We start from the raw sequence: 14041 nt of genomic DNA on the forward strand, positions 1-14041 counted from the left end.
CTTCGGTAAAGTGGCCGATTGAGACTGCCAATCGGGTCGAAAACACCCTAAACCACGCGATTGTGGCACTTGTGGTGCATGCTGTCCCGTTGACATAATTCGACCCCCCTCTTATCTGTCACGCATCTCCGCGTCCAGAGCAGTTTCCGGCCGCGGTACGCCAATCTCCACTGTCATGTGGTCTCGAGCGCTCGGAAAGATACCGGCGCTTCGGTTTCACCCTTGTGACGGAATTCAGAAAGGACCATGGACATGGTCAGTCTTGGTGGGATCGCCCGCAAACTTTTCGGCTCCTCGAATGAACGCCGCATCCGGGGAAATAAGCCTCGCGTGGCCGCCATCAATGCCCTTGAAGATAGTATCAAGGCCCTGAGCGATGCCGAACTGGCCGCAAAGACGGCTGAGTTCAAGGCCGAGCTTGCCAATGGCAAGACGCTTGACGACATCCTTGTGCCGGCCTTTGCAGTGGCGCGCGAAGCCTCGCGCCGGGCGCTCGGCATGCGCCCCTTCGATGTGCAGCTGATCGGCGGCATGATCCTTCACGAAAATGCCATTGCCGAAATGAAGACCGGCGAAGGCAAGACGCTGGTAGCGACGCTGGCCGTCTATCTCAATGCGCTGTCCGGTAAGGGCGTGCATGTCGTGACGGTCAACGATTATCTCGCCAGCCGCGACGCCGGCATCATGAGCAGGCTTTACAGCTTTCTCGGCCTGACCACCGGCGTAATCGTGCACGGCATGAACGACGACGAGCGCCGCGAGGCCTATGCCTGCGACATCACCTACGCGACCAATAACGAGCTTGGCTTCGACTATCTGCGCGACAACATGAAGTATGAGCGCGGCCAGATGGTCCAGCGCGGTCATAATTACGCGATCGTCGACGAAGTGGACTCGATCCTGGTCGACGAAGCGCGCACGCCGCTGATCATCTCCGGTCCGCTCGACGACCGGTCCGATCTCTACACCACCATCGACGCCTTCATCCCGATGCTGAGCGCCGAAGACTACGAAATCGACGAGAAGCAAAAATCGGCCAATTTCTCCGAGGCCGGCACCGAGAAGCTGGAAAACCTGCTGAAAGACGCAGGCCTGCTCAAGGGCGTCTCGCTCTATGACGTGGAAAATGTTGCGATCGTCCACCACATCAACAACGCGCTGAAGGCCCACAAGCTGTTCCAGCGCGACAAGGACTACATCGTCCGCAATGACGAAATCGTCATCATCGACGAATTCACCGGCCGCATGATGCCGGGCCGCCGTTATTCGGAAGGTCAGCACCAGGCGCTGGAAGCCAAGGAAAAGGTGACGATCCAGCCGGAAAACCAGACGCTGGCCTCGATCACCTTCCAGAACTATTTCCGCATGTATTCCAAGCTTGCCGGCATGACCGGCACGGCCAATACCGAAGCCGAGGAATTCCAGGACATCTACGGCCTCAGCGTCATCGAAGTCCCGACCAACCTGCCGATCCAGCGTATCGACGAGGATGACGAGGTCTACCGGACCTTCGAGGAAAAGTTCAAGGCGATCATCGAGGAGATCAAGGTCGCCGCCGCCCGCAATCAGCCGGTTCTGGTCGGTACCACCTCAATCGAGAAATCCGAACTGCTGGCGACCATGCTGCGCCAGAGCGGCTTTACCGATTTCAACGTGCTGAACGCCCGCTATCACGAGCAGGAAGCCTATATCGTCTCCCAGGCCGGCGTGCCTGGCGCCGTCACCATCGCCACCAATATGGCCGGCCGTGGTACCGACATCCAGCTCGGCGGCAATATCGACATGCGGCTTGAGCGTGATCTCGAGGGCATGGAACCCGGTCCCGAGCGCGACGCCAAGGAACAGGCGATCCGCGAGGAAGTAAAGGCCCTCAAGGAAAAGGCGCTTGCCGCCGGCGGTCTCTACGTCATCGCCACCGAGCGCCATGAAAGCCGGCGTATCGACAACCAGCTGCGCGGCCGTTCCGGCCGTCAGGGCGATCCGGGCCGTTCGAAATTCTACCTCTCGCTTCAGGATGACCTGATGCGGATCTTCGGTTCAGACCGTATGGACAGCATGCTGCAGAAGCTGGGTCTGAAGGAAGGCGAAGCCATCGTCCACCCTTGGATCAACAAGGCGCTGGAGCGCGCCCAGAAGAAGGTCGAGGCCCGCAACTTCGACATCCGTAAGAACCTGTTGAAGTATGACGATGTACTGAACGACCAGCGCAAGGTTATCTTCGAGCAGCGCGTCGAGTTGATGGATGCCGAGGACCTGACAGAGACCATCGACGACATGCGCCACGAACTGATCGACACGATCGTTCGCACCCATATTCCGGAAAAGGCCTATGCCGAACAGTGGGATGTGGCCGGTCTGAAGGAAGCGATGACGGGCATCCTCAACCTTGATCTTCCCATCGAAGACTGGGCGCAGGAAGAAGGCATTGCCGAGGACGACATTGTCGAGCGGGTCAAGAAGGCCGCCGATGCTGTTATGGCCGACAAGACCGAGCGTTTCGGCCCTGAAATCATGGCCTATATCGAGCGCTCCGTGCTGCTGCAGACCATCGACAATCTCTGGCGCGAACATATCGTCAATCTCGACCATCTGCGCTCGGTCGTCGGCTTCCGTGGCTACGCCCAGCGCGACCCGCTGCAGGAATACAAGGCGGAAGCCTTCGAACTGTTCCAGGCACTGCTGGCCAACATGCGCGAGGGCGTCACCGCGCAGATGATGCGGGTGGAGATCGTGCGCGAGGCACCGGCCGAGCCGACCCTGCCGATCATGCATGGGCACCACGAAAACCCGCAGACCGGTCAGGACGAGTTTGCCGCCACCGACGGCAACGTCGCACCCGAAAGCCGCAATCCGAACGATCCCTCGACCTGGGGCAAGGTTGGACGCAATGAGATGTGTCCCTGCGGCTCCGGCAAGCGCTTCAAGCACTGCCATGGAGCCTTGATGGCTTAAAACATGAAAAGGTCAGGGCTTCGGTTCTGGCCTTTTTTGTAAGCTCCCGATCGACAGGCCAGGCCACTTTGGTCGCGGCATCTCCCATTTTGACGCGTATCTGCGCTTGCGTTCCCGCCGTTCATCCTTTTGTTAACCCTGGGCTGACAAGACTTGTCTTCTCGTGAGGAATGGGCCGGTGAGTATTGCGTATCTATGATGGCGATTATCCAGAGGATTGAGACGATCCTGCCGGCGAGGCTGCGCGCGCCTGTGCTGAAAATTCTCACGGCTCTCGCCGGTCAGGACGATGTAGCGCATGCCCAGCGCATGGCACTGATCGCCTTTGCCATCCGCGTCGTCAGCGCCGGAATTGCGTTTTTCTCACAAATCGTCCAGGCTCGGCTGATGGGGGATTTCGAATACGGGATCTTCGTGTTCGTCTGGGTGCTGGTGGTGCTGTTCGGCAATCTCTCCTGCCTCGGTTTCCACTCGACCGTCATCCGCTTCCTGCCGCAATATCATGCGCGCCAGGAAATTGCCGAGATCCGGGGCATCACGGTTACCATCAGGATCTTCTCTCTGTGCCTTGCCAGTTGCCTTGCCGCAGCCGGGCTGGTGCTGCTGCATTTTGCCGGTGAGCGCGTTGCCGATTACTATATGACGCCATTGTTTCTCGGCCTGTTCGCGTTGCCGATGATCGCGCTCGGCGATGTGCTGGACGGAACGGCGCGGGCCAACAGCTGGCCGGTGGCGGCGCTAAGCCCCACGTACATCGTCCGGCCAATTCTGATCCTCGCCTTCATGGTGGCCGCCGTCATGGCGGGCGCGCCGCGCACCGCCACCACAGCCATGCAGGCCGCCCTTGCGGCAACCTATGTGACGACGCTCTGCCAGTTCGCCACCATTCAGTGGCGCCTGCGCCGCAAATATCTGAAAGGCCCCCGACGGATCGATTTCATGACCTGGCTGAGGGTCGCCGTGCCGATCTTTCTGATCGAGGGCTTCCTGTTTCTCCTGACCAATTCAGACGTCATGGTCGTCGGGCTCTATCTGCCGCCTGACCAGGTGGGCATTTATTTCGCCGCAGCCAAGACCATGGCGCTGGTGCAATTCGTCTATTTCGCTGTCAAGGCGGCAGCAGGTCCGCGCTTTTCCGCGCTGATGAACGAGGCTGACATCCTTCCGCTTGCGCTCTTTGCCGGCCGGATGGCACGTTGGTGCTTCTGGCCTTCCCTGGTGATCGGCCTGATGGTTTTAGCGGCCGGAGAGGTGCTGCTGGGTCTTTTCGGCCCAAATTTTACCGCCGGTTATCCGCTTATGGCCATTCTGTTTGCGGGCGCACTCACCAAGGCGCTGATCGGCCCCGGCGAAATGCTGCTGACTATGGCTGGCCGACAAAAATTGTGTGTCTTACTGTATGTGATTGCGTTAGCAGCTAATATCGGGCTGAATGTAACCCTCATTCCGCTCTACGGGTTGACCGGCGCTGCCACGGCAGCGGCATCGGCCATGCTGGTGGAAGCAACGTTACTGCATATTGCCGTGCGCCATGCGCTTGGCATCGTCCTCTTCGCCTTCGCCGATCCTTTGTCACGTATGGCGAGGAACAGCCCCGCATGATGCAAAAAGGGTTGCGTGAAATGAACACATCGCCTGTCTTTAACGAGACGAGCCCAGAGAACGGGTCAGAACCGGACACGGCCCGCGACGACGGCGCGACGATGAATCACGCAATGACTCAGGGCCGATATGAGGAGCGTCAGATGCTGCAGACGGTCTCCGACCCGGTCAACCGTCCCACCGCCGACGGCCAGATTCCTGTCGGCCGTCCCGGGCGGCATCTCTGGCTCTATCCCCGACAGACCAGTTATGATCTCGAACACGAGATGGACTATCTTACCAATCGGGCGCTGGAGCCGAATATCTTCTTTTCAGCCCGCTTTCTCGCGCCCGCCATTCCACGACTGGACGACCGGGAAGTTCGCATGGCTCTGATACGCGACGACCGCCAGGGCCGCAGTCGAATCCGGCTTTTAATGCCGTTTTCAGTCGAGAAACCAGGCTTTGCCGTTGGGCCTTCCATCATTCGCGTCTGGTCCAATCCCTTCGGACCGCTTGGCACGCCCCTCATCGATGCGGAAGATCCGATCGAGACGCTGGACAATCTCTTCGATGGCCTTGGTCATGCTGATATCCGGCTGCCTTCTGTGCTGGTCTTGCCGGATCTGCGTCTGGATGGCCCCGTGACCAAACTGCTGCGCGCCGTTGCCATCGGCCGCGATCTGCCACTGACCATTACAAATCCTTACCAGCGACCGATGCTCGATAGCCTCGAAGACGGCGAGGGCTATTTGCGTCAGGCCATCGGCAAATCGCATTCACGCGAGATGCGGCGACAGATGAAGCTTTTGGCTGGTCAGGGCGAGCTCACCTATTCCGTGGCACGCCAGCCTGGAGATGTGCAGACCCGCATGGAGGAGTTCCTGGCGCTTGAAGCCAGCGGCTGGAAGGGACGCAAGCGCACGGCGTTGGTCATGGACAGGCTGCGTGCAGCCTTTGCCCGCGAAGCCATCACAAACCTTGCCGAACGGGACTCCGTGCGCATTCACACGCTCGACCTCGACGGCCGAGCGGTGGCCGCCATGGTCGTTTTCATCATGGGTGCCGAAGCCTATACTTGGAAGACGGCCTATGACGAGCGCTACGCGCGCTATTCACCGGGAAAGCTTCTCGTCGCCAAACTGACGGAATGGCACCTGGACGACGCCAACATCCTGCGCACCGACTCCTGCGCCGTGCCGGATCATCCGATCATGAGCCGGCTGTGGCGTGAGCGCGAGGAGATGGGCACCGTGGTCATTGGCTTGAAGCGCAATGCTGACCGTGACGTGCGCCAGGTGGCAGCACAGCTGCATCTCTACCGCAATACCCGCAATATCGCCCGTATTTTGCGCGACAAGGTACTTGGCCGGTTGCAAAGAGACAGCTAACAGCGGTTCGCGCTCGCCGCAAAGGCTGTCAGGCCGAGGCACTCCTGGCCCTTTCGGCTGGCGCAACCTGCGAGACATCCCTATCACGCAGCAGGCGACGGATTACCTTGCCGCTTGTCGTCAGCGGCATATCGGCAATGAATTCCACCTCTCGCGGATATTCATGCATCGACAACCGATGTTTGACCCAATCTGCAATTTCACGGGCCAAATCCGGGCTTGCCTTGAAACCCGCGGCAAGGACGACATAGGCTTTGACGATCTCCGTCCGCACTGGGTCTGGCTTGCCCACCGCTGCCGCCAGCCGCACGGCAGGATGGCCAATCAGGCAATCCTCAATTTCCGCCGGGCCGATGCGATAGCCGGACGAGGTGATCACATCGTCGTCCCGGCCGAAAAACTCGACATAGCCTTCGCTGTCCTGGCGGCCAAGATCGCCGGTCAGCATCCAGTCACCTATGAATTTCTGCGCAGTCGCCTTGGGGTCGCGCCAATATTCCAGAAACATCACAGGATCAGGACGGGCAATCGCCACCTGCCCGATCTGGCCCGCAGGCAGCACCCGGCCCTTGTCGTCGATAATCGCCACGCTATGCCCCGGCACTGCCTTGCCGATGGCGCCTGCCTTGGTCACGCCAAGCTTGGCTGACGAGGAGAGCACGAAATTGCACTCCGTCTGACCATAGAATTCGTTAGGAGTGATACCGAGCGCGGACTTGACCCATTCATAGGTTTCACGGCCGAGAGACTCTCCCGCCGAGCCAATCGTGCGCAGCACAAGATCATACTGCTGGCGCGGACTTTCGATTGTTTTCAGCAGCCGCAGCGCTGTCGGTGGAATGAAGGCATTGCGCACCTTCATCTCAGCCATGATGCGGAAGGCCATCGCCGGATCGAATTTCTGTGCCGGCGAGGAGACAACAGGGACACCAAGCAACAGCGCCGGCATCAGCACATTCAGCAAGCCGCCCGCCCAGGCCCAATCGGACGGCGTCCAGATCTTGTCGCCAGGCAGCGGCAGACCTTCGTGGGCGAACTGGAAGCCGGGAATATGGCCAGCCAGAACCCGATGTCCGTGCAGGGCGCCTTTTGGCGCACCCGTCGTGCCTGAGGTGAAAATCATCAAAGCCGGATCGTCAGGTCCAGTCACCGGCCCGGAAAAATCGGCGGAACCGCCTTGCCAGAGCGCATCGAAGGACAGGATATCGCCGACTGCCGCCGGCGCATCCACCGAAACGATATGGCTGAGATCACCAAGCGCAGCACGGATCGGCTCGAGACGAGACAGGCCGAAACTATTGGTCACGACAGCGACAGCCCCGGCCGTCTTCAGCCGATACTCCAGGGCATCGGCACCGAACAGCAGCGCCAGCGGCAGGGCAATCGCACCGAGTTTGTAGATCGCGACATGCGCGATGACAGTTTCGAAGCCCTGAGGCAACAGCAGCGTCACCCTGTCACCTGGTTTGATGCCGAGTTGACTGAGCGCATGGGCAAAAGCATTGGATCGCGCGGCCAGCGTGCCATAGGTCATGGAAAGATGAGCGCCATCAGGCGAAAAATGCTCGAGACAGATGCGATCCGGCTCGCGGTCCGCCCAGTCGTCACTCACAGCCCGACCCATGTTGAAATCCTGTGGGATCGACCAGGAAAAGCGAGCTTTAAGGGCTTGATAGGACCCTGAGGCAGGTAGGAACATCGATATGGCCCTGAATTTGGTCCGCTGGGTCCATCCCCAACCACGGTCTCCAACCTATCATTCCTTTCGCAACCGCACAATCATCTGCCGCGTTGCGGGATGGCCGGTGAAACTCCGGTAGCATTGCGGACGCACGCCATCTCCACCCTGCTTTCCTTGCAGGGGATCATGCGGCCGCTTCCATCGCATCTGGAACAAATCGCAATCCAGAAGGTTGAAAGCTGGTCTGTCGCTTGCCTATATGCGACACAAGACCTTAAAAACATCGCATCCATGCCGCCTTTAGGACGAAGATCCGCGATATTTCTGAGGTCTAAAACACAAGTGCACATCTGCGGTGCGCGAAATAAGGAGGATATTATGCTGAAGAAAATCGTACCGGTCGTCGCTCTCCTCGGATTGCTGGCTTCATGTGGAGATAACAGCAGCAACGGCAATGCCAACACTGGAGGGGCAACGTCCGGTTCGGCACCAAGCTCAAGTTCGACGACGGGAGGAACCGGCGGGACCGGTAGCACGACGACCGCGCCAGCGACGCCAGGCTCGGGAACCGGCAATAGCTCCGGCACGGGGACCAGCACCGGTAACCCGTAACCCACCGCAAAACTCTGGGTAAAGCGCGACATCGCGCCGTCACCGACGGCGCGATGATTCTTTTGCCCGATCGTTTGGCCCCTCCCAAGATGCTATCGGCCCACAAAAGCGGCAAAATGCCGCAAAAAGACTTTTCTACCTGCGACAATTCCTGTCTATGGTGCGGGTTGCAATAAGGGAGAGATTTCACTGACACACTTAAGGAAAGCGAGATGATCAGATTGCCGCGGATGACGCTCCAGGCGATCGAGTCGTCGCTGACAGTCAAGATTTTCGTTATTTGCTTTGTCTCGATCCATGTTCCGCTTCTGGCTGTGGTTGCCCACTTGCTGTCGGGTGGCGAATTAAGCGGCATGAGGGTCTTGTTGGTGGTTCTATTTTCGACGCTGGCCGGCACGGCCGGATGCCTGTTTGCGCTCTGGCGCATCACCAGGCCGCTACGACAGTTGAGCCACTCCATCGATCGTTATCGGACCGAAGGCGCGCCTTTGGCAGTCAAGGTCAAGACCCGTGATGAGATTGGAACGGTCGCACAAGCGGTCTGCTCGCTGGTAAGCGAGTTGGACATGTCGCTCAAGACGCTGGAACACCAGGCCAATACCGACCCTTTGACAGGCCTCGCGAACAGGCGTTTCATCCTTGCCCGCGGCGAGCAGGCGTTTTCCGGTGCTGCAGTGACAGGCGAGCCTCTGTCACTGCTGCTATTCGACCTCGACCATTTCAAGGGTATCAACGATGCCTATGGCCATGAGATGGGCGACCATGCCCTGACGGCCGCAGCGCAGGCGATTCGCAGCAACCTGCGGCCGGACGACCTCGCCGGCCGGATTGGCGGCGAGGAATTCTGCGTATTATTGCCCAACACCTCTCTCTCGCAGGCGCAAGCGATTGCCGAACGGCTAAGGATCTGCCTGGAGAGGATCTGTCTCGCGCCGCTGCCTGCCGGCAGGATAACGGCTAGCTTCGGACTGGCTGAGGCCCATGATCAATTTGGGCGCTTCCAAGAATTCATGGCCGCCACCGATATGGCACTCTACCGCGCCAAGCAGCATGGCCGCAACCGCATCCACTGCGCACCCAGCCGGATGATGTCCTGACCGGTCGAACCGCTTGCAACAAGCATTGCAAGGCGTCGATATCGTCATTGATGATGAGTTGGATTGGTGCCCCTTGCCGGAATCGAACCAGCACTCCTCTCGGAACCTGATTTTGAGTCAGGCGCGTCTACCAATTCCGCCAAAGGGGCCTGTAATGCCTCGAAAGCAAGACGTCAGCCGGGGGACAGACGCGCTTTTTAGCTTACGAAGCAGGAACTATACGGTTGAAGGGGGGTCGGTCAACCGTGTTTTTTTTGAATTTCCAATTTCACGGAAAAGTTTGCCGGCCGCTTCGCGCCACACTTTCCAGCCGATTTACATGGAAGCCTCTCCTGCGGCATATAGGTCCCGACACAGACCGCAGCAGTCGGCACACGATAAGACTTGACGAAAGGCCGGGTTTTCCGTCTTTCGTCGTCGCAAGCGGCAGCGGCCGCAAAATACGGGCTGCAGCTGCGTCCGACCTGTGACATTGCAAGGAGAAAGCATGCTGCGACGCCTTTACGACTGGACCATGTCTCTGGCTGCCCGCAAATCGGCGGAAGTCTGTCTGGCAGCGATCTCCTTTGTCGAAAGCTCGATCTTTCTGGTCCCAGCCGACGTCCTGTTCCTGCCAATGGCACTGGCAAAGCCAGAAAAAGTTTGGCGCTATGCCGCTATCGCCACGGTCACCTCGGTTCTCGGTGGCATTGCCGGATGGTTTCTCGGCTATTTCGCCTATGAAAGCATCGCCCGCCCGATTCTAGAATTCTACGGAAAAGCTGAAGCCTTCGACCAGTTGCGCCTCTCCGTGGATTACGAAACGGTGGTGCTGTTGCTCATCACGTCAGGTCTGGCGCATCTGCCGCCGATAAAGGTGGTCACCATTTTGTCGGGCGTGGCGCACGTCAATATCTGGCTCTTCATCGTTTCGGCGATCGTTGCACGCGGTGGCCGCTTCTTCCTGCTGGCCTGGCTGCTGCGCCGTTACGGCGAACCGATTCGCCATTTCATCGAAAAGCGTCTCGGACAGATCGCTGCCGTCGCGGCTGTCGTGCTGATCGGACTTTTCGTCGCCTATCGCCTCATCGCTCATTGATAGACCCTTCCGGAGACACAAGATGACTACCTCCGCCCGCCCTGGCCTCACTCCGGCCCTTCTCCTGACCCTCGGCATGGCTGGCGTCGTCGGCTCGGCGCTCGCCTTCGAATATATCGGCGGCTACATTCCCTGCGAGCTGTGCCTGTTGCAGCGCAAGCCTTATTACATCGGCGCCGCCATCGGCCTCGTCACCGTATTCGCCGCCAGCGCCAATCTGCCCCCCCGGGTCACCAAGAGCCTCATTCTGCTGCTTGGCCTGATCATGGTAGTCAGCGCTGGGCTTGGCGTCTATCACGCCGGCGTGGAATGGCATTTTTGGGAAGGCCCGAGTGCCTGCTCGGCCACATCAGGCGCCGGCTTCAACAGCGGCGGCGACATACTGGCACAGCTCAACAGCTTCAAGGGGCCGTCCTGCACGGAAGCGGCGCTTCGAATCTTCGGCGTTTCATTGGCAGGCTGGAACGTGCTGACCAGCCTGATCCTCGCTGGCATCGCCTTCTGGGGTGCGCGTCGGATAAAGTTTTAAATCAGGGCTGCAGTTCGGAATCCCAATAGAGATAATCCACCCAGCTTTCATGGAGATAGTTGGGTGGGAACGAGCGCCCGTTATTGTGCAGGTCCTGCACGCTCGGCTGATAGGGCTTCTGGGCCGGGAACATGTTTGCCTGTTTGGGCATTTTTGATCCCTTGCGCAAATTGCAGGGCGAGCAGGCAGCCACGACATTCTGCCAGGTCGTCTCGCCGCCATGGGCGCGCGGGATGACGTGGTCGAAGGTCAGGTCGTCAGGCGAGCCGCAATACTGGCACTGAAATTTATCGCGCAGAAAAACATTGAACCGCGTGAAGGCCGGGTTGCGGGTCGGCTGAACATAGGTTTTCAGGCTAACGACACTCGGCAGCCGCATGGAAAAGCTGGGTGAGCAGACCGAATGGTCGTATTCCGCGATGATGTTCACACGGTCAAGGAAAACCGCCTTGATCGCGTCCTGCCAGGACCATAGCGACAAGGGATAATAACTCAGCGGCCTGTAGTCAGCGTTCAAAACCAACGCCGGCAAGGACTGGGGCGAAACTGCAATCGTCAAGGCATTCTCCTGATCGATTCGGCATCTTCTCCTTCTATATTAGGCCTGCTGTTACAGGATTGTGAAGCCCAATAAATAAGCAGCGACGTGATTCTCTCTCAGACCGGCGCTGGCGCCACATCCCTTCGTAAACGCACCGCATAAAGTGCCCAGAACAAGCGTGCCGCAATGGCGCGGTAAGGCCGCCAAGCCAAGGCGATTTCGGCGGTCTGGCGGATGTCAGGCCGAACTGACAAGCCCAGCCCCTGGGCGACAGCCGCCCGCAAGGCGACATCGCCAGCCGGGAACACATCTGCGTGACCGCCGCAGAACATCAGATAAACTTCCGCCGTCCAGAGCCCGATGCCCTTCAACCGGACAAGATCGGCCAGGGCCTCCTCGACCGGCTTGTCGAGTACGGCAAACGGATCGAACTCACCATTGACGATCGCTCTTGCAAGACCGCTGAGGCAGACATACTTGGCCCGCGACAGACCAAGCGCAAGCGCCTCCTCGCCAAGCGCCAGATACGCGGAAGGCTCGGGCGTACCCATTGCCGCACAGAGCCGGCGCCAGATCGCATCGGCGCTGGCGCGCGATACCATTTGAGACACGATGATAAAGGCGAGCCCTTCAAAACCGGGCACCGTCAGCCTGAGCGGTAGCGGCCCGGCCTCGCGTGCGATTGCTTCTAGGCGCGGATCGATGCCAACAAGGGCGTCGAGCCCGGTCGCCAGATCTGCTTGCGTGCGAATGCGCAGAGCCTCGTCCATCTTTTCCTCGCCCTCCAAATCATGGCAAAACAAATCATGTCCAATCGCCCGCCGCAATTGTCTTGCCTGCCCGAACCCACGACGAGCCCTCCGGTTCTGCGTTTTGCGCCGAGCCCGAACGGCTATCTGCACTTGGGTCATGCCTTGTCTGCCTTGGTAAATGCCGATCTGGCGCAGCAGACAGGCGGACGGCTGCTGCTGCGGATCGAGGATATCGATATCGACCGCTGCAATCAGGAATTCGAGACCGCGATCCATGAGGATCTCGCCTGGCTTGGCCTGACGTTCGAACATCAGGTGCGTCGCCAGTCAGAGCATATCGACGCCTATCGCGCTGCCCTTGCCAAGCTGGAGGCGATGGACCTGATCTATCCCGCCTTTCTCAGCCGGGCGGAGATCCGCAGGCAGGCCGAAGTGGTCGAAGCCGGGGGACAAGTTTGGCCGCGTGATCCCGATGGCGCCCTGCACTACCCGACTGATGAAAGGCATTCGAACCGACAGGTGGCCCAGCAGCGGATCGCGGATGGGGAACGTCATAGCCTGCGGCTCAATATGGCCAAGGCCCTGTCCATGGTCGAGGGGCCGCTTTTCTGGCAGGAGGTGAGCGATGCAGGCCAGGAACAGATATCGTCCGACCCCGCCAGCTGGGGAGATGTCATTCTATGGCGCTGGGACGCCCCCTCCAGCTATCACCTGTCTGTTGTCGTCGATGATGCGCTTCAGGGCGTCACCCATGTGGTGCGTGGCGCGGATCTGTTTGCCGCCACCGCTGTGCATCGGCTGCTGCAACACCTGCTCGACCTGCCCGCGCCTGCTTATACCCACCATCGACTGATCCTCGGCGAGGACGGTCGTAAACTGTCAAAAAGCCTGCAATCCGCAGGCCTCAGGCACTTGCGGGCTGAGGGCTTATCGCCCCTCGACATTCGCCGGCTGGTTGGGCTTTGACGTACTACGTCGGGTAGCGCGCGGGGCGGCAAATTTCATGAGTGCGGCGTTGAATTCCGCACCGATCAGAAACAGCACGCCCAGCATATAGAGAAACACGATCACCACCATGATCGACGCAAGGCCTGCATAAGTGGCGGCGTAATTGGCGAAGGTCGAGAGATAGGCCGCAAAGGCCAGAGCGCCTAGAAGCCAGAGCAGTAGCGTCAGGCAGATGCCAGGCAGAACATCGATCAGCCGGCGCCGTCCGGCCGGCAGCCACAGATGCGAAATCGTCAGACCGATGGCGAGCAATATCAATGTGCCAAACACGCTCCAGTTCGACACCAGCGCCAGAAAATTTTTGAGCAACGGAAACTGTTGTTCGGCAAATCGCAGCGCAATCGGCACGGCGATCAGCAACACGCTAATCACGATGAAGGCGATCACGCCCATCATTACAAAGCCAAGGCTGGTGAGCCGGGTAATATACCAGGGCCTCGTCTCGGTTACCCGGTAGGCGCGATTGAGCGCCGTGCGGAGCGCCTCGACGCCATTAGAGGCGAAATAGGCGGCCGCCAGAACCGAAATAGTCAAAAGCCCACCGCGCGGAATGGTCAGCACCTGCACGATCTGCTCCGAAATCGGTTTGGCGATTTCTTCCGGCCACGTATCGAAGATGAAATGAATGGCTGTCGGGGCAAACGTATTTGCACCGAGCATACCTGCGAGCGCTGTTCCGAAGATCAGGAAGGGAAATACTGCGAGCAGCATGGACAGCGCCACATGGCTGGCCATCGCCCAGCCGTCATCCTCGGTGAAATGCCAGACCGCATCGAAGGCCACTTTATAGAGTCTGCCCAGATAGGATCGCATTCCATC

The 14041-nt window shown here is 59.3% G+C and carries 12 protein-coding genes and 1 tRNA gene; 7 read left to right on the forward strand and 6 right to left on the reverse strand.

Annotated features, from left to right (window positions below; translation table 11 throughout):
* The first annotated feature begins 252 nt into the window (after nucleotides 1-252).
* The 3 genes from secA to BJF91_RS17020 all read left to right on the forward strand — a co-directional run bounded on the left by secA (nucleotide 253) and on the right by BJF91_RS17020 (nucleotide 5924).
* Nucleotides 253-2952 carry a preprotein translocase subunit SecA gene (gene secA, locus BJF91_RS17010; RefSeq protein ID WP_075616058.1) on the forward strand — a complete coding sequence of 900 codons (2700 nt, stop codon included), beginning with the start codon at nucleotides 253-255 and terminating at the stop codon, nucleotides 2950-2952.
* Between the two features lie 198 nt (nucleotides 2953-3150).
* Entirely contained in the window at nucleotides 3151-4554 is a 1404-nt protein-coding gene (locus BJF91_RS17015) for a lipopolysaccharide biosynthesis protein (protein ID WP_075616059.1), read from the forward strand.
* A 143-nt stretch (nucleotides 4555-4697) separates the two neighbouring features.
* Complete coding sequence (locus BJF91_RS17020) at nucleotides 4698-5924, forward strand: GNAT family N-acetyltransferase (protein WP_075616060.1); 1227 nt, start codon at nucleotides 4698-4700, stop codon at nucleotides 5922-5924.
* Nucleotides 5925-5952: 28 nt separating this feature from the next.
* Here BJF91_RS17020 and BJF91_RS17025 read toward each other — a convergent pair whose 3' ends face one another.
* Complete coding sequence (locus BJF91_RS17025; RefSeq protein WP_075615747.1) at nucleotides 5953-7623, reverse strand: AMP-binding protein; 1671 nt, start codon at nucleotides 7621-7623, stop codon at nucleotides 5953-5955.
* A gap of 80 nt (nucleotides 7624-7703) precedes the next feature.
* Nucleotides 7704-8249 (reverse strand): hypothetical protein, encoded by a 546-nt coding sequence (locus BJF91_RS17030; RefSeq protein ID WP_075615748.1) that lies wholly within the window; start codon nucleotides 8247-8249, stop codon nucleotides 7704-7706.
* 180 nt (nucleotides 8250-8429) lie between these two features.
* On the opposite strand from BJF91_RS17030, the gene BJF91_RS17035 reads away from it, so the two are divergent.
* Nucleotides 8430-9314: a GGDEF domain-containing protein gene (locus tag BJF91_RS17035; RefSeq protein ID WP_083943364.1), complete on the forward strand. Its 885-nt coding sequence runs from the start codon at nucleotides 8430-8432 to the stop codon at nucleotides 9312-9314.
* A 64-nt stretch (nucleotides 9315-9378) separates the two neighbouring features.
* Here the strand turns inward: BJF91_RS17035 and BJF91_RS17040 are convergent.
* Nucleotides 9379-9463 (reverse strand) — tRNA-Leu (locus BJF91_RS17040).
* Between the two features lie 338 nt (nucleotides 9464-9801).
* On the opposite strand from BJF91_RS17040, the gene BJF91_RS17045 reads away from it, so the two are divergent.
* Together BJF91_RS17045 and BJF91_RS17050 are read left to right on the forward strand one after the other, a co-directional pair.
* Nucleotides 9802-10392, forward strand: coding sequence for a YqaA family protein (locus BJF91_RS17045; RefSeq protein ID WP_075615749.1), 591 nt, complete (start codon nucleotides 9802-9804; stop codon nucleotides 10390-10392).
* A 22-nt stretch (nucleotides 10393-10414) separates the two neighbouring features.
* A complete protein-coding gene (locus BJF91_RS17050) occupies nucleotides 10415-10921 on the forward strand; it encodes a disulfide bond formation protein B (protein WP_075615750.1) in 507 nt (168 codons plus the stop codon).
* A gap of 1 nt (nucleotide 10922) precedes the next feature.
* On the opposite strand, the gene BJF91_RS17055 is transcribed toward BJF91_RS17050, so the two are convergent.
* A complete protein-coding gene (locus BJF91_RS17055) occupies nucleotides 10923-11480 on the reverse strand; it encodes an HNH endonuclease (RefSeq protein ID WP_075615751.1) in 558 nt (185 codons plus the stop codon).
* A gap of 98 nt (nucleotides 11481-11578) precedes the next feature.
* Complete coding sequence (locus BJF91_RS17060; RefSeq protein ID WP_075615752.1) at nucleotides 11579-12232, reverse strand: DNA-3-methyladenine glycosylase family protein; 654 nt, start codon at nucleotides 12230-12232, stop codon at nucleotides 11579-11581.
* Nucleotides 12233-12268: 36 nt separating this feature from the next.
* Between BJF91_RS17060 and gluQRS the strand changes: the two genes are divergently transcribed.
* Nucleotides 12269-13180, forward strand: a complete 912-nt coding sequence (gene gluQRS, locus BJF91_RS17065) for a tRNA glutamyl-Q(34) synthetase GluQRS (protein ID WP_075615753.1) — start codon at nucleotides 12269-12271, stop codon at nucleotides 13178-13180.
* Here the strand turns inward: gluQRS and BJF91_RS17070 are convergent.
* On the reverse strand, nucleotides 13142-14035 hold the full coding sequence (locus tag BJF91_RS17070; protein ID WP_075615754.1) for a YihY/virulence factor BrkB family protein: 894 nt from the start codon (nucleotides 14033-14035) through the stop codon (nucleotides 13142-13144). The genes gluQRS and BJF91_RS17070 overlap by 39 nt on opposite strands.
* Between the last annotated feature and the right edge of the window lie 6 nt (nucleotides 14036-14041).

The sequence above is a fragment of the Gillisella taibaishanensis genome, from assembly GCF_001938985.1.
GTDB classification, from domain to species: domain Bacteria; phylum Pseudomonadota; class Alphaproteobacteria; order Rhizobiales; family Rhizobiaceae; genus Allorhizobium; species Allorhizobium taibaishanense.